The sequence below is a fragment of the Microbispora sp. H10885 genome (assembly GCF_014161415.1).
Taxonomy (GTDB): Bacteria; Actinomycetota; Actinomycetes; order Streptosporangiales; family Streptosporangiaceae; genus Microbispora; species Microbispora triticiradicis.
Genome location: NZ_JABBWY010000001.1, coordinates 513,868 through 533,274, shown reverse-complemented (window position 1 = coordinate 533,274; position 19,407 = coordinate 513,868). Strand labels below are relative to the sequence as shown.

Genomic DNA, 19,407 nt, shown 5'->3' with positions numbered 1-19,407 from the left:
GCGTCACAAGAGGTCGTGCAGCTCCCGCAACAGCTCAGCCGTTCCCCCAGGGGGCAGGGCCTGGACGCACAGAGTCGCCATCACCTCCGTGTAGAGGTCGACGTCCTCGCGCTTGTCGATGTAGAGCGCGCTGTTGAGCTGTTCGAGGTAGACCAGATCGGGAAGGTCCGGCTCACCGAACCGCAGGATGGTGAACGAGTGACCGACCAGAGCATGGGCCTCGGCATCGTACGGAAGAACCTGGACGGTCACGTTGGGGCGTTGCCCCATCTCCATGAGGTGCCGCAACTGCCCCCGCATCGTCTCGCGTCCCACTGTGGGGCGGCGGAGAGCGCTCTCGTCGATCACCGTCCACACTGCCGGGCCTTCGGCCGCCGACAGAATCCGCTGACGCTCTCGCTGCAGGTCGACCCGGCGGTCGATCTCCAACGGAGGCGCGCCTGGATTGGCAAGCGTCAGGTACGCCTTGGCGTACTCCGCCGTCTGCAGAAGAGGGGGGACGGCGTGCTCCTCGTAGCCCCGGATCACCGAGGCTCCCTCTTCCAGCCCCAGATAGGCGTTGAGCCAGGGCGGCAGGACGTCGCTGTACTTGTGCCACCAGCCCGGGTTGTTGGCCTGCTTCACCAGGTCGAGGAGTGCCGCGCGCTCCTCGGCGTCCGTCACGCCGTAGAACGTCAGGAGATCGGCGACGTCCCGCTCCTTGAAGGGGCTCCGGCCCAGCTCCAGACGGCTGATCTTGGATTCGCTGCCTCGGATGAGATGTCCCGCCGCGGCGCGGGAGATGCCCTTCGCCTCACGCAGCCGACGTAGCTGGGCGCCCAGTGTGATGCGCAGGACAGTCGGTCCGCTTCCCGAATGACCGCGATCCCCGTCGGCCGGCCATCCGCTTCCTGCGAGTACCGCCGCCATCAACTCTCTCCCGCGCAGATGACCTGACCTGGGAAACCATGCCTCTATAAGGGTCCGCGCACGTCAAACCGCCCCGGGCTCGACAGTACGCCATCGAATTGTCCGGCGCCCATGGTAACCGAGTCTGCCGCGCCAACCGCCGTGCACGTGCATATAGCCGCTCATAAGCAGGTGCAAACCCTGACGGCCCCGACCGTGCCCGTCGGCCGAGCGCGATGCCAGGAGAAGCACAAGGTGAAAGGAAGGGTGAGGCCGAGCGGATCGACGAACGGCCTGTCCGTGTTCGGCACAGAGGGCAGCGGGACGCATGACCCGACCGCGAGGCATCCGCCATCGCCCCGCACGCGCTCTTCCTCGCTCATCCGGTATGAGCTGGGAATTCGCCCGAAGACGGAACTCTGCCCAAGGTCGATCAGGCTCAGGCCGGCAATCCGGAAAGCTCTCCGGCCCGATAGAGAAGGTTATGCACGTGCATCTGGTCGGTCATACTCACGTGCAGATGGCGCTTGCACGGAGGTGATCGCTGGTGGAGGATAAGCGCCATCGAGCGTGGCACCGTGTCAAAGCCACGCAAAAACGAACGGCCCTCCGTGGTCAGACAGAGGGCCGTTCCCGATCAGTCCCCGCGCTTCCACCGCACGAAAGGACATGAACCGATGTTGAAGATACCCCCTGCGCCTCGCGGTCGGCGCGTCCCACCGGGCATATCGCCGAGATCACGGGCCGGGAGTTCGGCCAGGGTCTCGGCCACGGCCTCGGGCGCGGCCTCGTGAGTCGCCGGCACAGGACACCGCCGGGAACGACTGACCATCCCGGTAGAAGGGCCGATGAGGCCATGGGCCAATGGAGATGCCGGGTGGTGCGCAGGCGCGTGGAGGGCAGCGGGCCTTACGAGGGACGTCCCCCGGCACTGCTCTCTTCCCGCGCTCTCCTCCTCGTGTTCGTCTCCGTACAGACCGGGGCGACCGTGGCGGTCAGCCCGGCGCTCGCGCTCCCCATCGGCGTCGCCCTCACCACGCTGGCGCTCCTGCACAGGTTGACAGGTTCCTGAGGGCGCTCGGCGCCCGAGCATCGGCCAGAGGGCAAGGCTGGTGCTGATTCGCCGCCGGTAGCGGTCGACGGCGTCCGGCTGACCGGCCAGACGCCGTCCCGACCTGAAAAATCGCCGGAAGTCGCGGTCAGTCCCGGGTGTGCATCATCGAAAGGGCTTTCTCGGTCACCGCCATCCACATCGCGAAGGCGGCGCAGCCGCCCTCGAATGCGACGAGCCGCGAATACCATTCCTGGTCTGTCCCTTCGGCCTGCACCACCGTACGGAGCAGCAACAGGCCACCGGTGAGATTGACGAGCCCCCATTCCGGGAGCGTTATCGGTGCGATTCGCCCTGCAGCGGCCTGCCGGGCGGTCGCCTCTCCGACGTCAGCGAGCGAATTTCGCGATGGCGGCCGGCGTGACGGGGGTGAAGAAATTGACGAGGTTGCCGTCAGGGTCGCGCACCAGGAGCGACCGGTTGCCCCAAGGCATGGTGGTGGGTTCCTTCACGAGCTCCGCGACGGACCCGGCCAGGTTCCGGTGCACGCCGTCCACATCGTCGACGAGGAATTCGATGATCACCGAGTGGTTGCCGGCCGGACGGGCCGCTCCGGGAGCGAACAACGGAACGGTGCGGGTGCTACCGATCGCGAGGGTGGCGGATCCGGTCCTGATCTCAGCGAAGTCCTCACTGGACCAGTCGGCCCGCACACCCGTGGCCCGCTCGTAGAAGCCGACGAGGCGCGCGAGGTCGCCTGTGATGACGCGGATCGAGACGAAATCCATGAGAGATCTCCTTGGTCTGCGGGGCCTACGCAGGAGAAGTTACGTCGAATACTGGACAGAATCGGCCCACTATCGGCACTAAGTTGTGGTGTATGGCCCGGCCCACTCAGCGCGTGCTCACCCTGCTCGAACTCCTGCAGTCGGGCGGCATCCGGACGCTGGCCGAACTCTCCGATCGGCTCGGCGTGGATGAACGCACCGTGCGCCGCTATGTGGACCACCTCATCGACCTCGACGTGCCCGTCGAGTCGGTGCGCGGCCGATACGGCGGATATCGGCTCGCCGTCGGATACCGGATGCCTCCACTCATGCTGAGCGACGACGAAGCCCTCGCCGTGCTGCTCGGCCTGGTCGCCGCCCGCCGGGCGGGGTTGGCGACGACGACGGGCACGGCGAGCGAGACGGCGGCTGCGAAAATCCGGCGGGTACTGCCCGAACGGCTCGCCCGCAAGGTCGACGCCGTGCTCGAATCCCTCGCCTTCACGGCTCCGCCCGGCGAGTTCCCCGCCCCGCAGACCACGGTCCTGCTCGCCGTCGCCGATGCGGTGCGCCACCGTCGGCCGATCTCGATCCGGTACACCGCCGCCGACGGCCGGCGCAGCGAACGCACGCTGCACCCGTACGGGCTCGTCGCCCACTCGGGCCGGTGGTACGTGACGGGTGCGGATCCCGGGGCCGGCGAGGACCGGACCTTCCGGCTGGATCGCATCGCGGACGCCAGAACCCTGCCCGGCTCGTTCGAGCAGCCGACCGCAGGGATCGATCCGGCGCAGCGCGTCCTGTCAGGGCTCGCCAAGGCCCCTTACCGGCACGAGGTGACCCTCAGAATCCAGGGGACGGTCGAGCAGATCCGCACCAGGTTTCCCGCCAGCGTCGCGATCGTGGAGGAGCCGCCGCCGACGGGGGGCGTGGCTTCGGAGACCGAGGGCTGGCTCCGCGTCGAGGTGCGGGCGGAACGGCTCGACTGGCTGCCTCCGCTGCTGGCGTCACTCGACCGGCGGTTCGTCATCGAGCGACCGGATGAGCTGCGCACCCTCGTCATCGCCCTCGCCGATCGGCTCGCGGCCTCCGCCGGCCGGCGGACCTGATCCGCTGATTGCCGGGCAGGCACGACCCACCCGGCAGATTCGCTCCCCCCGTCGTCAGGCCTGTCTCAGTGGCCGTGTCCCTGGAACTCGGCTCCGGCGTCCGCTCGGGCCGGCAGGAGCACGGCGGTGATCACCACGGCCAGGGACAGCACCGCGCCGATGACGAAGGCCAGCCGCATGCCGCCCAGGTTGGCGAGCACCTCCGTCGTTCCCGCGGACCTCAGGGCATCGGCCCGCGCGCTCATCACGGTGATCACGAGCGCGGTGCCAAAGGCCGCGGCGACCTGCTGCAACGTGCTCAGGATCGAGCTGCCGTGGGAGTAGAGGTGCGGGGGAACCGCGCCGAGCCCGAGGGTGAACACGGGGGTGAAGGTCGCGGCCAGGCTCACCATCAGCAGCGCGTGCAGGCCCAGCAGCTGCCAGTACGGCATGGTCATCGTGACCTGGGTGAAGCCGGCGAGCGCGAACATGATCCCGACCGCGCCGGGAACGACCAGAACCCGGCCGCCGAACCGGTCGAACAGGCGGCCCACGGTCGGGCCGAGAAGCCCCATAGCGAGGCCGCCCGGCATCACGAGGAGGCCGGTCTCCAGGGGGCTCAACTGCCGGACGTTCTGCAGGTACAGCGGCAGCAGGATCATCGCACCGAGCATCGCCATGAAGGAGACCGACATGAGGATCAGCGCGATCGTGTAGGTGCGGTGCCGCAGGGTGCGCAGGTCCATCAGCGGCACGCCGCGCTTCTGCAGCGACAGCTGGCGGACGACGAAGACGGCGATGGCGATCAGGCCCGCCGCCACGATCGAGGCGGCCACGCGGACGTCGCCGCCCTCGAACTGGCTGAGCCCGTAGACCAGGCCGCCGAAGCCGGCGGCGGCGGTCACCACGCTCAGCCAGTCGATGGCGCTGGCCTGGGTCTCCCCGACGTTCCTGAGCTGCCGCAGACCGCTCCACGCGATCAACGCGGCGATGGGGAGCACCACCGCGAACAGCAGCCGCCAGGACCCGAGCTGGAGGATCACCCCCGAGACCGCCGGGCCCATGGCGGGCGCGACCGAGATGGCCAGCGTGACGTTGCCCATCACACGGCCGCGGTCCGACTCAGGCACAACCTGCATCAACGTCGTCATCAACAGCGGCATCATCACGGCCGTCCCGGACGCCTGGATGATGCGGGCGCCCAGCAGCATCTCGAACGACGGCGCGACGGCGGCCAGCGCCGTGCCGAGCAGGAACAATCCCATCGCGGTGGCGTACGCACTCCGGGTGGACACCCGTTGCAGGAACCACCCGGTGATCGGAATGACGGCCGCCATGGTCAGCATGAAGGCGGTCGACAACCACTGCGCCGTCTGTTCCGTGATGTGCAGTGCGCCCATCAGCCGCGGAATCGCGTTGATCAGGAGCGTCTCGTTGAGGATCACCACGAACGTGGCGAGTACCAGCAGCCGGATCACGGGCGGGGTGCGCCCCGGAGCTGCGGCGGTCACAGGCTTGGCAGGTGAATCAGTCTGAGCGATTGACACGGTACCTCGATCAGGGTCGTCGGAACATGACGCGGGCATGGCTGGAGCCCCAGCCTTAGCCTTGGGCTCCGCAAGAAGTTGCGTTCATGGAAAGCCTGACGGACACCACCGACAAAACTCATCGCCCAAGCACAGAGTTACGGCACCTGCCATGAAATGTCACATGGTTTTCACCTGGCGGCGGGCACCGGCACCCCGAAGCGACGCCTTCGGCGCCGCGGCACCGCCCGCGCCGAGCCAGGCCGCTCACGCCGTACGCGACCTCAGCCGGGCGGCCTTCGTCAACTGCTGAGCGCGCGGGCCGCGCACGGTCGCCCAGCCACGCGTCTCGCGATCCCGTACGACCCGGTCGATCCGCCCCGCGGGCAGGAAGTCGGTGACGACATCTCCGGGCCCGCGGGCGGCGGCCGTGAAATTTACACCTGCAGCGGTGAATCGCCATCGGACCCCATGTCCCTCTGAGGGCCGCCGATCCCGCCTGCGCTCGCCGAGCTCCCGGGGTTTCCGAGTTCCTGCCCACGACGCCGCAGCGACCCTGGCGGCAGGCCACCCCGCCTGCTCGCCGTCTTTCCCAGTCAGGGCGGGAAACCTCGAAAAGTTTCGAAAAACCTGCCGCCGGCTTAGCCGCAGGCGGAGGGCCGACTATCGCACTCCTATCTCCCCCAGAGGGCACCGGGAGCGAAACCACTGGTGGTTGGAGCTCTTGACGTACAACAAGCCACTTCCTATGGTCTGCATTACTTTCGTAACAACCTCGAAACTTTCGGTCATCCTCCGTACGAAGATGGAGTCGTCGTGGTCAACCGAAGCCGGCGTCCACGCGGGCCACGTCTTCTCGCAGCTCCACCGGCCGCGACGGTTCTCCCGCCGGTAGGCCGCGCCCGCTCGCCGTACCGCGCGAGCGCCGCGTGAGCGTAGTCATGTGCCCGTCGGGCGATCGTGTGCGGCCCTGTTGGAGACGAGCGTCGCCATCCGCGCACCTCCCGACACCGGTCCGGCGGGGCTGACCTGATCCACAACAGCCATCAGATCCCTGTTTCCAACCCGAGGAGTTCCTGTGGTTCGTTCCGCACTGTCCATCGGCGTCCTGAGCGCCACGGTCCTGCTGGGCGGGGTGGCTCTCACCAGCTCGGCCTCCGCCGAACCGGGCGCCGCCGCTGCCGCACCGTCCAAGGCCGTCCGCTACCCCGCGGACTCGCTGCGCGCCCTCGGCGACCGGATCGGTCTGCGCATCGGCACCGCCGTGAACATGGACGAACTCGGCAGCAACACCGACTACACCAAGATCACGGCTGAGCAGTTCTCCAGCGTCACCCCGGAGAACGTGATGAAGTGGCAGCTGGTGGAGCCCACCCGCGGCACCTACGACTGGGCGCCGGCCGACCGGCTGGTCGCCTTCGCGAAGACGAACAAGCAGCTGGTCCGCGGCCACACGCTGGTGTGGCACAGCCAGCTGCCCACCTGGCTCTCCTCGGACGGCTACACCACCACGCTGTCCAACGACGAGCTGAAGGCCCTGCTCAAGAAGCACGTCCAGGACCAGGTGAAGCACTTCAAGGGCGACATCTGGCAGTGGGACGTGGTCAACGAGGCGTTCGACGACGACGGGAAGCCCCGCCAGACCGTCTGGTACAAGGCGTGGGGTGGTCTCGGCTACATCGCCGACGCCTTCCGCTGGGCGCACGAGGCCGACCCGAAGGCCCTGCTGTTCTACAACGACTACAACCTCGAGTTCACCGGGCCGAAGAGCAACGCGGTGTACGACTTCGTCAAGACGCTGAAGGCCCAGCGTGTGCCCATCGACGGCGTCGGCTTCCAGGGCCACCTCGACACCCAGTACGGCTTCCCAGACCTGCAGAACAACCTGCAGCGCTTCGCGGACCTCGGCCTGAAGGTGGCCGAGACCGAGGTCGACGTCCGCACGTTCACGCAGGCCGCGCCGAACGTGAACACCCCGACCGACCCGCTGGCCCCGTACGCCCAGGAGAGCTACTGGTCCCGCGCCCTGAAGGCCTGCCTGGCGGTGCGCGAGTGCATCTCGTTCACCCCGTGGGGCTTCGGCGACACGTACTCCTGGATCCCCGGCTGGTTCGACAACCCGCAGGAGGGCGCCGCCCTGCTGTACGACGCGGACCTGAAGCCCAAGTCGCAGTACTACGTGATCCAGCAGGACCTGGCACTGGCCGCGGGCGCGCCGCGCCGGAACGGCCCGGGCGCCGGCCACTGACCGTACCGACAGGAATGGGTCCGCACTCCACGAGTGCGGCCCCATTCGCCGTATCGGGTTCACTCTATAACTCTATATAGGTAGAGTATCGGAGGTGACCCGGACACGGCGTTTCTCTCCCCAGGCGGAAGCGGTGCTGCGCGCGCTGGCGGCGGACCCTTCCGAGTGGCGTTACGGCTACGAGCTCGGGCGGGAGGTGGACCTCAAGGCCGGCTCCCTGTATCCGATCCTGATGCGGCTGGCCGACCGCGGGCTGCTGGAGTCGTCCTGGGAGAAGGCCCCGGTGGCGGGCCGCCCTCCCCGGCACCTCTACCGCCTCACCGGCGCTGGACTGGCGGTCGCCGCCGAGGTGGCGGCGAAGGCCGCGGCGCGCTCGGCCGCCGAGCAGGACAGGCCCGGCACACAGGGTTCCCTGCGCGGTGCCTGGTGAGCCGCCCCAGAGGCGACGCGGCGGGGCGGCTCCTCGCCTTCGCGCTGTGGCTCCTGCCTGCCGCCCGGTACGACTGGGGACTGGCCATGCGGGCCGAGCTCGCGCACCTGGAACAGCCCGCGGCACGCCTGCGCTTCGCGCTCGGCTGCGTCCGAGCGGCGGCGGTGCAACCGGTGGCACTGCGCCGCCTGGCCCTTTCCGCCGGCGTGGCAGGCGCGTTGGCGCTCCTGCTGGCGGGAGGCGTCACGTATCCCGCCGCCCGGCTCGAGCTGACCGGCTTGTTGTCGGTCGTGGTGCTGCTGGCCTGGCGGGGAGCCAGGCCCGGGCTGCTGGGTCCGGTGCGGCCTTCGAGGACCGCCCGGGTGGTGCGGACGACGGGGTTCGCGGTCGCGTGCGCGTACCTGCTGATCGCCTTTCTGGACCATCGCGGTCCCCAACCGCTGGGACCCGGCGACGGCCTCCTGCCAGCCATGATCACGCTCGTCCTGTACCTCGTGGTCACGCTGGCGCTGACCGCGCGTGCGTCCACGGCGAGTTCCCTGACCCTTGCCTCCGGCATCGTCGCCGGTCTGGTCGCGGGACCGGCGTGCTTCACGCTCCTGCCCTTCGAGCGTGCTCTGCCGCCGCTCGCGGAGCACCTGCCGGGCCACGGGATGTGGCTGTTCGCGGCGGTCGTGGCGGCGCCTGCGGCGGCGATGATCGTGGTCGCCCGGTGCACCCGGGACACCCTCCAGAGCGTCGTCGCCCTGATGTGTGCGGGAGCCGTCTGCGCCGGAGTGGTCGCCGTACTGGGTTACGGCGCCTTCCTGCTCTTCCCCGACCAGATGCCGAACCTGGTTCCGCTCAACGCGGGGCCCCCCGACGTCCGCAGGGCGTTGTCCAGGCTGGAAGCAGGCGACGAGTACGTGGCCGCCCTGATCTGGGGTTGCCTGCTCGTGGGCGTGCTCAGCTCGTTGATCCGCCCTGCCGTCCGGCGGTGGACCCGCGTCCTGCGCGTCGTGACGCTCACCGGCGCGTGCCTGGTCCTCGTGGCCGCGCCGACCGGACACGTGGACGCGGCCGTCGCCGCCGTCCTCGCCGCCACGACGACAGGGATGCTCACCCTGATCAGTACGAGGCATGATCTCCGTCGCAGCGGTACCACGGCCCGCATCTCATTCAGGTGACCGATTCCTGAGTTCCCGGCACACAGAGAAGTCGGCATCTCTACACGGACGGATTGACGAGGCAGCTCACCCCTTCGCCTTCATCCACCGGAGGGGGCTTCCAGTCATCCGTGATTGCGGCGGCTCGACAGAAGGAGCAGGCGGGACCAGGTCGGCGGGTGCGGGCGGGACCGCGGCGGCGGGCCAGGGCCGGGCGTTCAGGGCCTCGAGGGCCTGGCGGGCCATGGCCAGCTTCTCGTAGACGAACAGGACTGGTTGGCCGGCGGCCATCGTGACCGCGATCCGCAGGGCGGCCTGCGGTCCTTCGGCGGTGGCGAGGCCGATACCGGGCCGGGCCCGGCGCATGGCCGCGGTGATCAGGCCGGTCATCTCACCGGGCCGGCGGCCGCGCTTGTCGGCGTCCTCGTAGACGACGACCCGGCCGAACCACGCGGCGACGGCGTCGGCCGAGCGGGCCACCAGGTCGTCGCGGCGGTCGCCGGGCAGCGTGATCGCGGCCACGGGCTCGCCGCCCCAGACGTCGTTGATCATGCGGCCGGTCGCGTCGAGCGCGGCGGCGTTGTGGCCGTAGTCCACGATCACCGGGCCGCCGCCGGCCAGGAAGACGTGGCCGCGCCCCGGGTTCGACTCGCCCGGCGTGAACGTGCCCAGCGCGCGCCGGATGTCCTTGGCGCTGACTCCGAGCCCGCGGCAGGCCGCCACCGCGGCCAGCGCGTTCGCGATCACGTGCGGGGCGAGCCCGCCGAACGCGCCGGGCAGCTCGGCCACGCTGAGCAGCGCCAGCTCCCGGTCCGCATCGAACTCGACCAGCTCGCCATCGCGAAGCTCGTAGGCCAGGCCGCCCGCCTGCCGGTGCCGTTCGGTGACCGGGTTGCCGTTCACCAGGCTGAAATACCTGATCACGGACGCGTGCCTGCGCACCCGCGGCCGGTCGGCGAGCGCGGCGACCAGCGGGTCGTCGGCGTTCAGCACCACGGTCCCGCCATCGCGAACCTCCTCGGCGACCAGCGCCTTCACCTCGACCAGCTCGTCGAGATCTTCCACGCCGTCCGCACCCAGGTGGTCGGCGGTGATGTTGGTGACCACGGCCACGTCGGCCTGGTCGTAGCCGAGCCCACTGCGGATGATCCCGCCACGCGCCGTCTCCAGCACCGCGGCATCGATGCTGGTGTCGTCGAGCACCATGTCCGCGGACCGCGGGCCCGAGCCGTCGGCGTCGAAGACCAGCCGGCCGCCGGAGTAGACCCCGTCCGTGGTGGACATCCCCACCCGCATCCCCGCCTTGCTCAGGATGTGGCCGATCATGCGGACCGTCGTGGTCTTCCCGTTGGTCCCGGTGACCGCGACGATCGGGACCCGAGATGGGGCGCCGGGCGGGTACAGGCTGTCGATCACCGCGCCGGCCACGTCCCGCGGCGCCCCCTCGGCCGGGGACAGGTGCATCCGCAGCCCCGGGCACGCGTTGATCTCGATCACGGCCCCGGGCTCGGCCCCGCCGTGACCGGCCGCGCCGCACCGCATCGGTGCCGCGATGTCGGCCAGCCGCACGTCGATGCCGCAGACGTCCAGGCCGACCACGGCCGCGGCCCGGCGGCACATGTCGGCCACATCCTCGTGCACCAGGTCGGTCACGTCGCGGCTGGTTCCGCCGGTGGACAGGTTCGCGTTCCGGCGCAGGGTCACGAGCCGGCCGCGGGCCGGGACCGACGCCGGGCCCAGGCCCTGGGCCTCCAGGTTCGCGAGCGCGCAATCGTCCAGTTCGATCTTGGTCAGCTCTCGGGAGTGGCCCTCGCCCCGGCGCGGATCGGCATTCACCACATCGACGAGCCGGGTGATGTCGGAGGCGCCATCGCCGGTCACCGAGGCCGGCCGCAGCTCGGCCGCGGCCACCACCTGGCCGTCGACCACCAGCACCCGGTAGTCGGTGCCGGGCACGAACTTCTCCACGATCGCTCCCTCGCCGTCGGCCGCCGCCTGGGCGTAGGCCACCGCCGCGGCCGCGGCGGTGGTCACGCCGACGGTCACGTTGGCACCGTGGCTGCCGTGGAGCGGCTTGATCACGACCGGCCCGCCGAGCCGGCCCACCGCCCCGGCGGCGTCGGCCGCGCTCCAGGCCACCACCCCATCGGGCACCGGGATGCCCGCCTCTGTCAGCAGCTGCTTGGCCAGCATCTTGTCGGCCGCGATGTCCACACCGATCACCGACGTCTGCTCGGTCAGCGCGGCGTACACCAGTCGGCGATAGCGCCCGTAGCCGAGCCGCAGCATGCTCAGCCGGCCGACCCGGCGGACCGGTATCCCCCGGCGGCGGGCCGCGCCCGCGAGCGCGGCCGTGCTCACGCCGAGGCGCTCCCGCTCCACGACCCGAGCGATCCTGGCCAGTTCGAGCGGCAGGTCGGGGATGCGTTCGCGAAGAATGTGCTTGACCGTGGTGATGGCCAGTTCCAGCAGCTCGGCCGGCACCGAGGACTGCGCGGGCTCGTCCTGCGGGCACTCGGTCATCACGTCGTAGCGGCCGTCGGCGCCGGCCCACATGGTCCGGCCCAGGTACACGTCGCGGCCCACCAGGCTGGACAGCTCCAGCGTCACGTGCTCGGTGACGTGGCCGAAGTAGGTGCCCCGGGCCATCGCCTCCAGGAATCCGCCCGGACGCCCGGCCGCGCAGTGGTGCTCGGCCAGCCCGGGCAGGGCCGCGGTCAGCCGTCCGGCGAAGCCCGGGTACTCGGTGGTGTTCCGGCCGGTCAGCTCCTTGAGCTCGAGCCGTGCGACGGTGACCGGCCGGGTGCTGAATGCGTTGGGTCCGCTCAGGTGACGCAGGTCTTCGAGACGCACGTGACGCTCCCCAAGGGTTGGGCAGATGGGCGGGCTGGCGGTGATCAGTACCGGTCGTGCGCGGGCCCGATGGTGGCCTCGCGGGTCGCGATGTCGAAGACGCACCCGGCGGGCAGCAGGTGCAGCCGGACGCCGAACAGGGTGATCGGGTCTTCGTCCCCGGCGGCGTGGATGACCGTGGCGTTCCGTCCGTCAGCCACCGTGGCCACGCCGGCGCCGAGCACCTCGAAGCGGGTGCCGTCGACCAGGATCCCGGTGTTCTCGCCGATGCCGACGCCCAGGTACTCCAGGTCCAGCGCCAGAGCGCTGAGCAGCCGGGGGAGCCGGCCGCGCTCGCTGAAGTGCATGTCGATGATGAGCGCCTTCGGGAGCAGGCCGAGCCCCGGGCCGGTGCGGACCGTGGCGGCGGACACGCCGGGGCCCTCGCCGCCGAGGATCATCGTGCGGCCCATGGCGGTAGCGCCGGCGCTGGTCCCGGCGATGACCGCGCCACCTGCGCGCAGCCGGTCGCGCAGGATCTCGTTGGCCCGCGAGCCGACCAGGGCGCGCAGCCGCGACTGGTCGCCGCCGGAGAAGAACACGCCCGTGGCGTCGTCGAGGAGCTTGGCCGCGTTGTCGCCGTCCGCGTCGGAGCGCCCGCGCAGCCGCAGTTCTCTGGTGTGCTCCACGCCGAGCTTGCGGAACACCCGATCGTAGTCGGCGTGCACCTCCTCGGGCGCCCCGGTGGCCGTAGTGACCAGCACGATCCGGGCCGCCTCGCCGCCAGACAGCTCCACGAACCGCTCGAGCAGCCCGGAACCGCGGCACTCGGCGCCTCCGATGACAAGCAGGCGGCCCGGATCGCCAGGTTCATCCCCTTCGTCCGTGTCCATGCTGCCTCCTCGACCAGTTGTTACCCTGAGGCGTCGGATATCATCCGAGAGCAACCAGTTCGGCCCCTATGGGCCGGTTTGTGAGCTCGGGTGCCCTGCTCCCCCCGCCCGTACCGAGGTCAGCGGTGCTGCTCGGATGCCGACGTGCGCTCATAGTGGCCGACACCGGACCAACTGCCTCGGTCGATGCAGGCCTTGGTCCGCTTCTACCGCGAACGGGTGGGGCGGAATGGGATCACAGGGTTTCCGCCGGGCCTGCCGTCGCCTGCGAGCCGATCACCGGCCGACGACGAGGCGGCCGGGCCGGTAGCGAACGAAGGCGGCCCCGCCGGGGTTCAGCGACAGAGCGGAGCGCTGCAGCACAGCGGGTTCGGTGACGTCGCCCCAGCGACCGGTCGTGACCCGCCTGTCGATCGCCCGCACACCCAAGGCACCCATCAACTGACCACCCATCACAAGGGAAAGGCAGGCCCCTGGTCGATGTCTCGCCGCTCTGCTTCAGCGGTAGATGCGGGCAGGCGGGATGTGATCGCGTGCGGGGTGGTTACGTCAGTGGCCAGGTCGTCACCAATGACCCATGCGCCCTTGACGAGAGTGATGCTGAAACGCTTGGCCGCGATCTCGAGCAGACCGGCATCGGGGCTTCCGGATGCCCTCGCTCCCCGACAGCGCATAAGCGGTTACAGTCTTGGCCAGCCCTGTCTGCTAGACCTTCCCAGACTGGTTGTCCCCGTCCCCGTTTGGTGACGATCGCGACTCGCCACCCGGACCCGTGTAGCCGGAGGCCGTCCAGCCGGGCCGACAGCGCCCACATGAGGTACGGCATTCGTCTCCAGTAGCGGCCCCACAACTCCTCGACCCGAGTAAGGCAGCGCGAAGCGGTCACGCACCTTGGCGAAGGACACATTTCGTGAGTAACCGTCCCGGTCAAGTCGGCAGGTGCGGGCTCGGCTGATGGCCGGGCTGGACAATCCGCGGGCTGAGCCGCCGTGTCGTCCGCGGCGCCGGACAGGCACGCCGCCGGATCGGCGTGGCGCCGTTGGATGCGCTGTTCGAACTGCTGGCTGGGCGGTGGCGGGGCCTGCTGCTGATTCCTGGTGTCTACAGAACGACTCGCGGTCGAGGGATAGTGTTTCGGGTCCTTATCGTTGCGTAGGTATCGAACTTATAAAAGTGCGGGCGAGGCGGTCGATTTCGTTGTCCCTGGACGCCTCGTCCACGCGCTGATCTCGGTCAATCCGGCCACGTTCGGCTTTCAGCCGGCGCTCTTCCTCACGAAGTCTGATCTCGTACTCGCCGGTCCTCTGCCGGGTGGTGAAGTTCAGTTCGGCTTCGTGACAGGCAGAGCCCGCGCGCAGTTCCTGAGTAAGGAGGCGATCGTACTCGGTCTTGCCGTTCAGCATCTTGGAGATAATGGGCATGCAGTCGAGCAGGACGAAGATGATGCGCAACAACCAGTGGGCGAAGTTGACCATGCCGCTCTGGCCTGCGACCGTCCCCAAGGCCTCCCATCGATCAAGCAGGCCGATGTCGGTGTAGGCGCGCCTGCTCTCCTCGACATGCTCGGTGATCTTCTTGCTGAGTGCCGCCGCGCGTTTTGCCTCGGCGCTGGCGCGATCGGCCGCGAGAGAGCCGAGTTCCGCTTTCAGTTTCGCCACTTCCGCCTGCTGCTGGGGGATGTCATGGTTGGCGACGAAGGTATTGAGCTCGTTGTTCCGGGCCTTGCACTCGGGTCCGTCGCCGGGCACGCCAGTGGTCCGGTTCGGAACCTTGACGCCATAGCACTCGCGGTCGCGGCGTCCCTCCAGCTTCCCACGCTGTTCTATGTCCGCCTCCAGCCGATCTTCCGCGGCCTGGAGGGTGTGCTGCCTCTGCGTCATGTTGCCTTCAACGGCGAGTGCTTGGTCGCCGCCGTCGAGGAGATAGCCGTTACAGTCCACACCCGAAGGAGCCGGCCCTTTGAGAGGGTTGCACTGCTTGTACCGGCTCTCCGTCAGGCTGATCGCCTGGTTGCGTTCAACCATGATCTGCCGATCGAGCCGCTCCTGGAAAATCTTCAGGGTCAGCGGCTCGGCGATAAAGACGCCGATGACGATGGCGAGGGCCAGCCGGATCAGTACGTTGCCCCAGCGGGACCAGCCGTCATTGTCGCCGTGAAGGCTGGTGATCAGGAATCGATCGACGTTAGCGATGATCAGACCCCACAGCACCGCCACCGGCACCAGATACAGCGGGGACGCTTGCGAGAGCAGTGTCAGTGCGCCCAGCATGGAGGTGGCCGCTATCAGCGCGGTGCTGACCACGACTCCGCCGAGGCTGGTGTAGCGGGAACGTTCCTGAGGAACACTGGCGAGGATTTTCTCGTCGACTCCGGTGAACCGACGCAGGAACGTCCCGAAAGGGAGTCGATCCCGGCGCCGGGGGTGCCGTCCGTGCTGCTGGGCCGCCTTCGATCCGTGAAGGATGTCAACCACGGACGTCCTCCTCCGGGAAAAGGTCGTCATCGGTGTCACCCGCCGTCACCTCGGCACGGGGCTCGTAAGCGGGGCCTTCGAGGCCCTTCACCTCCGCTTCCGGCTCGACATCGTCGAACGTGGCAAGTAGCTCCTTGCCGGTGTTCTCGTTGAACAGGCCCTGGGCAATCGCCGCCCGGACAACCTCCGCCCGGCCGCGAGCCTGAACGACTTGCAACTCGTGCTCGCGCTGCATCCTGTGCTGGATAGCGCTGTACTCCCGATCTCCCAGGGCGGCGTACCGGTCGGCAACCTGCTGGTCACTGAGGCCGCGAACGGTGACGTACAGGCCGTCGGCAGCGCCACGACCGCTGTTCAGGAAGTCCCTGACCTTCTCAGCCTCGCTGATCTGCTGATCCCGGTCGAGAGCCGCCTCCTGCCGGATGAAGTCGTTGGAGCTATGGCCCTTGGTGTGCAGGTAGTCCAGCTCATCGAGTTCGAAGTTACGGTCGAGCTTGCGTTTGGCGTCGCGGAGGCCGTGTGCGCCCTGGAGGTCGTGCAGGTTGGTCTCGTAGCGCCGCCGCCCGTGGGCGATCTCGTCGGGGGCGTACACGTCGAGGCCGGCGAACTCCGCCGACATGCCGGGCAGTACACATGGCACCACAGTCGTGTAAGCCTTCACCTGAGCATGCACGATGGTCCACACCTCGTGAACGTCGTCCAACCCGTGGCTCCGGCCGAGTTCGAAGAGCTTGTGGTAGGCCCGGATATAGGTGACGAGGTGCTCGGTGACGTCGGTCAAGCCCGCGCGCACCACCTCAATCGGTTCGTCGACCGTGCAGCGAAACTGCACCGCAACCGTGAAGTCGTGAGCGCCGGAGGAGTTGATCGACACGTGGATCGTCACGGGGCGATCCTTGGCCACGTCCACAACGCTAACGCTGTCGGCCAGCAGCACGTGTGGTTCGTCGCCGCGCAGCCGCCGATCGCCCAGTACGAACGTACCGTCGTACTCGAAGACGAGCCGCTGATGAGGAAGTTGACGGGGCAGGCTGGAGATCGAACGACGAGGTTTGCTCAGGAATCGTTGCTTGACGACAGGGTCAAGGGGGACCTGGCTGACCACGGGGTAGCTCATGGACGTTTTCCAATGGTGTTGAGGGAAAGTACAGCCGGGCTTAGGAAGATCCGGAGCAGCGACATGAGAAGCTCCAGCCGGTCCTCGTCAGTGTTGCGAGAGATGGCATAGCGCCGCAGGTCATAGGCCAGCAGTGGCCGTTCCTTCTCCGGGAGGGTTTCCACGAGCGCTGCAAACAGGGCACGGACACGGTCACGGTCGTCGTCATCGCGTTTGTCAAAGGCGCAGACGGCGTCGTACAGGGCAGACAGTCCATCCTTGCGGTGAGGGCGCTTCACCAGCACCGCGGACCAAAGAGTGGCGAGAGGGATAGCTGATTCAGGGCGACTGCGCAGGTGAGCGGTGACTGTAGGGGTTCCGACGCGGTCCGCCCGAGCCGAAAGGACGCTCAAGATCGCCCGAATCAGAGGGTCGACCGCACGGCCAATCCGCCTGTCGCTGCTGATCTGACGCGCCAGCCAGTCGAGGATGGGCAGAGCGTTGCCGGTGGCCTCGGTCAGCGCTGCGAACAGACGGGCCAGCGCGATCTCCGCATGCCGGACAGGCTTCTCACTGTCTCTGATCTGCAGCCAAAGCATCCGGGCTGCCTCCATCGGGAACCGAATGCCCAACTCGCCGGACCAGGCAAGGGTGGCGGTGAATTTGGGCCTGGCGGCGGAGGACCTCGTCCACGAGGTGACTGTACGTAGAACCTCCGGACGGGTCGTCTCGTCTAGGCACAACCATGAGATGGCCATCGCGGCGGTGGCCTGGCCGCGCATGACGCCCCTTCCGCGGGCCCATGGAGTGAGGAAAGTGCTTTCGACATACGAGTAACCCGCGACGGAGGCCAGAACCGCCACACCCCTGGCAATCTCCGCCTGTACGCTCGGGTCGCGTAGAGCGGCGCACTCATGGAGCCATTCGGTGACCGGATCCCACAACCGCATGCCGTGTCGCTGGTACAGCTCCCGCATCACATGTGTTCGGTGACCCTCGACCTTGAATTCCAGCCTGCGTCGCGGCGACAGACTGAAAAGCGAACCCTCTGCCACCCGGAGCAGGCGGCGGCTTGGCATTGGATCATCCGCTGAGATGGCATCCGCCTTTTCCTCGCCGATACCGGCGATGGACTCCAGCCGGGCGAGCAGCGACTCGAAGCCGTTTTCCGAAAGACCAGCGGCGAAGGCCATGGCGGCCATCTCGAAGAGCTCACCTCGGGTACGCGGACCATCGAACCAGGCGACCACGTCGCGCCGCCCAGCAGACTCCAGCCTGCCGAGCGCTTTGTCCAGCGGAACCCCTGATGCCAGATCGCGCGCCAGTGTCACCACGTCGTTCATGGCATGGTCGGCGGTGATCTGGGTGGCTGCCTCGTCAGCGACCTCGGGCGCCACCTGGTGAGCCCGCAGGACGTCGCAGGCCGGCGGCGGTAGCCAGGGTATTTGGTCTCCTTCGGGCAGCGAAGTGGCTGTCCCCGTGATCACCAGATAAGCGCCGGCATCGCGCACGCGGCGTCTGATCTCCCGTACGTGAAAGCCGGCGATGCTTCCGTCGACGTCGTCCATAGGCCAGTCGCACAGCAGATAGCCGTGAGCCTTCCGGTACTCGCGGGCAACCAGCTTCTCCAGGGTGTACGCCGGGCTGAGCTCCACCACATGGCGCTGCGCGCCGACGAACTCGTCAAGCAGGTTGAGCGCCGCCGTTCGGCGACCCGTTCCGGCGTTGCCGACCAAAGCCACCATGTTCCCGTTCTTCAGCCGTTCGGCGGCGGCCATATAGCTGGCGTGGCGCACGAAGCAGGTGCGGGCCTCCGCTATTTCGTACTGGGATATGGGGCCGGACGTGCGGCGAGACTTGGGGTGGGATCCCGAGATGCCGAAAGAGGCTCCTCCGATGTTGCCGTGGATGTGGTTGATGACGGTCTGGACCTGGGAGACCTGTGCGAAACTCTCGTTCGTCGCCTCGGTCTGATCAGTCAGATCGACAGGCGTGGCTTCCTCGCCGATCAGTACCCCCTCGGCCGACGACTCAGTTTCGGAAGCCAAAGGTGATCTCCTCGCCGGAAATGGGAGCGGTGATCAGGTTGACGGTCATCTGCTTTGCGTTGAACTGCTGCGCGAACTGCTGCGCGGCGGCGTCGACACGCACCAGCTTCTCCAGGGACTCCAGCAGGTCGTCGCGCGACTCCGGGTCGGCCGGTCGGCCCTGCTCGGACCGGAACGCCTTGATCTTCGCGAGCAGTTTCCGAGCGCCGACGAGGCCGGTCTCGGTGCCGTAGGCGCCCAGACGCTCGAGGGCGCCGCCAGCGATCAGCGCCCACAGGGTGTCGGCGACCTCGGGCAAGTTGTCCACGTTGCGAGTTCCTTTCTGATCCAGGTCTTCTGAGGGGATCCACATCCAAGCGATCTCGGTGCGTTCCTTGGTCGGCACCTCCAGCCGAGTGAAGGACTCTGGTCGGTAAGAGGTATGGAGTTGTCGGACGACGTCCTCGTAGAGCCGATCGGTGAGTATCAGCACTAGATCGGCGCGCGGGTTCACCTTCAAGGCGGTGCGGGCGGCTTTCGCGTCGAGCAGTCGGCAGGTGGTGACGACGACCTGGCCGACGAAGCCCATGGCGCCACGTTTCACGACCCCGTGGCCGATAGAGATGCGTATCCGCAGGCGGGCGTCGTCCCGGCGTTCGCGATTGTGGTCGTGAAGTGCCTTGCGCACGCGGCGCACCAGGTCATCGACGACCCTGAGCTCGGGCTCCCCTTCGGGGAGGACGATGACCTCACCGTCACCAGCTTCCTGACGGGTCCAGATCTCGCGGCGCAGGCCGGCCTCTCGTGCGCCGCGGTCCATGACCTGGGCCAGGCCCGACTGGAGCGAGTCGTGCCGTAGGTCGTCGCCGCGGCCGTATCCCTCCGCATCGACCGCCACGATCAAGCGGCGGCTGAAATCAGAATCAAGCATCACGTCACCTT

At 68.3% G+C, this 19,407-nt stretch carries 16 protein-coding genes; 5 read left to right on the top strand and 11 right to left on the bottom strand.

Annotated elements, in window-relative coordinates; translation table 11 throughout:
* Positions 1-3: 3 nt before the first annotated feature.
* Complete coding sequence (locus HHX37_RS02340; protein WP_182884344.1) at positions 4-909, bottom strand: helix-turn-helix domain-containing protein; 906 nt, start codon at positions 907-909, stop codon at positions 4-6.
* An 856-nt stretch (positions 910-1,765) separates the two neighbouring features.
* Here HHX37_RS02340 and HHX37_RS02335 point away from each other — a divergent pair.
* Positions 1,766-1,960: a hypothetical protein gene (locus HHX37_RS02335; RefSeq protein ID WP_182884343.1), complete on the top strand. Its 195-nt coding sequence runs from the start codon at positions 1,766-1,768 to the stop codon at positions 1,958-1,960.
* A gap of 127 nt (positions 1,961-2,087) precedes the next feature.
* On the opposite strand, the gene HHX37_RS36105 is transcribed toward HHX37_RS02335, so the two are convergent.
* Positions 2,088-2,219, bottom strand: a complete 132-nt coding sequence (locus HHX37_RS36105; RefSeq protein ID WP_259406135.1) for a hypothetical protein — start codon at positions 2,217-2,219, stop codon at positions 2,088-2,090.
* A 109-nt stretch (positions 2,220-2,328) separates the two neighbouring features.
* Positions 2,329-2,727 carry a VOC family protein gene (locus HHX37_RS02330; RefSeq protein ID WP_182884342.1) on the bottom strand — a complete coding sequence of 133 codons (399 nt, stop codon included), beginning with the start codon at positions 2,725-2,727 and terminating at the stop codon, positions 2,329-2,331.
* A gap of 92 nt (positions 2,728-2,819) precedes the next feature.
* On the opposite strand from HHX37_RS02330, the gene HHX37_RS02325 reads away from it, so the two are divergent.
* Complete coding sequence (locus tag HHX37_RS02325; RefSeq protein WP_182884341.1) at positions 2,820-3,815, top strand: helix-turn-helix transcriptional regulator; 996 nt, start codon at positions 2,820-2,822, stop codon at positions 3,813-3,815.
* 65 nt (positions 3,816-3,880) lie between these two features.
* Here the strand turns inward: HHX37_RS02325 and HHX37_RS02320 are convergent, their stop codons facing one another.
* Positions 3,881-5,305 carry an MDR family MFS transporter gene (locus HHX37_RS02320; RefSeq protein ID WP_310740241.1) on the bottom strand — a complete coding sequence of 475 codons (1,425 nt, stop codon included), beginning with the start codon at positions 5,303-5,305 and terminating at the stop codon, positions 3,881-3,883.
* Positions 5,306-6,398: 1,093 nt separating this feature from the next.
* Here HHX37_RS02320 and HHX37_RS02315 point away from each other — a divergent pair.
* The 3 genes from HHX37_RS02315 (at position 6,399) to HHX37_RS02305 (ending at position 9,164) form a co-directional block, all read left to right on the top strand.
* Positions 6,399-7,568, top strand: coding sequence for an endo-1,4-beta-xylanase (locus tag HHX37_RS02315; protein WP_117409850.1), 1,170 nt, complete (start codon positions 6,399-6,401; stop codon positions 7,566-7,568).
* 94 nt (positions 7,569-7,662) lie between these two features.
* Positions 7,663-7,998: a PadR family transcriptional regulator gene (locus tag HHX37_RS02310; protein ID WP_182881897.1), complete on the top strand. Its 336-nt coding sequence runs from the start codon at positions 7,663-7,665 to the stop codon at positions 7,996-7,998.
* Complete coding sequence (locus HHX37_RS02305) at positions 7,995-9,164, top strand: hypothetical protein (protein WP_182884339.1); 1,170 nt, start codon at positions 7,995-7,997, stop codon at positions 9,162-9,164. The genes HHX37_RS02310 and HHX37_RS02305 overlap by 4 nt, the downstream gene beginning before the upstream one ends.
* A 66-nt stretch (positions 9,165-9,230) precedes the next feature.
* Here HHX37_RS02305 and cphA read toward each other — a convergent pair whose 3' ends face one another.
* From cphA to HHX37_RS02270, 7 genes are all read right to left on the bottom strand, one after another.
* A complete protein-coding gene (gene cphA, locus HHX37_RS02300) occupies positions 9,231-11,996 on the bottom strand; it encodes a cyanophycin synthetase (RefSeq protein WP_182884338.1) in 2,766 nt (921 codons plus the stop codon).
* A gap of 44 nt (positions 11,997-12,040) precedes the next feature.
* Entirely contained in the window at positions 12,041-12,868 is an 828-nt protein-coding gene (locus HHX37_RS02295) for a cyanophycinase (RefSeq protein WP_182884337.1), read from the bottom strand.
* 276 nt (positions 12,869-13,144) lie between these two features.
* A complete protein-coding gene (locus HHX37_RS02290) occupies positions 13,145-13,306 on the bottom strand; it encodes a hypothetical protein (protein ID WP_182884336.1) in 162 nt (53 codons plus the stop codon).
* Positions 13,307-14,010: 704 nt separating this feature from the next.
* Entirely contained in the window at positions 14,011-15,342 is a 1,332-nt protein-coding gene (locus HHX37_RS02285) for a DUF4407 domain-containing protein (protein WP_182884335.1), read from the bottom strand.
* Entirely contained in the window at positions 15,335-16,459 is a 1,125-nt protein-coding gene (locus tag HHX37_RS02280) for a hypothetical protein (RefSeq protein WP_182884334.1), read from the bottom strand. The genes HHX37_RS02285 and HHX37_RS02280 overlap by 8 nt, the downstream gene beginning before the upstream one ends.
* Positions 16,456-18,486, bottom strand: a complete 2,031-nt coding sequence (locus HHX37_RS02275) for a hypothetical protein (RefSeq protein WP_182884333.1) — start codon at positions 18,484-18,486, stop codon at positions 16,456-16,458. The genes HHX37_RS02280 and HHX37_RS02275 overlap by 4 nt, the downstream gene beginning before the upstream one ends.
* Complete coding sequence (locus HHX37_RS02270) at positions 18,470-19,396, bottom strand: hypothetical protein (RefSeq protein WP_182884332.1); 927 nt, start codon at positions 19,394-19,396, stop codon at positions 18,470-18,472. The genes HHX37_RS02275 and HHX37_RS02270 overlap by 17 nt, the downstream gene beginning before the upstream one ends.
* Positions 19,397-19,407: the final 11 nt, after the last annotated feature.

Excerpts from the sequence above, each read along its gene's own strand:
- HHX37_RS02290 (WP_182884336.1), bottom strand. The coding sequence starts at position 13,306 with ATGGGTGCCTTGGGTGTGCGGGCGATCGACAGGCGGGTCACGACCGGT.
- HHX37_RS02325 (WP_182884341.1), top strand. The coding sequence starts at position 2,820 with ATGGCCCGGCCCACTCAGCGCGTGCTCACCCTGCTCGAACTCCTGCAG.
- HHX37_RS02330 (WP_182884342.1), bottom strand. The coding sequence starts at position 2,727 with ATGGATTTCGTCTCGATCCGCGTCATCACAGGCGACCTCGCGCGCCTC.
- HHX37_RS02270 (WP_182884332.1), bottom strand. The coding sequence starts at position 19,396 with ATGCTTGATTCTGATTTCAGCCGCCGCTTGATCGTGGCGGTCGATGCG.
- HHX37_RS02280 (WP_182884334.1), bottom strand. The coding sequence starts at position 16,459 with ATGAGCTACCCCGTGGTCAGCCAGGTCCCCCTTGACCCTGTCGTCAAG.
- HHX37_RS02295 (WP_182884337.1), bottom strand. The coding sequence starts at position 12,868 with ATGGACACGGACGAAGGGGATGAACCTGGCGATCCGGGCCGCCTGCTT.
- HHX37_RS02340 (WP_182884344.1), bottom strand. The coding sequence starts at position 909 with ATGGCGGCGGTACTCGCAGGAAGCGGATGGCCGGCCGACGGGGATCGC.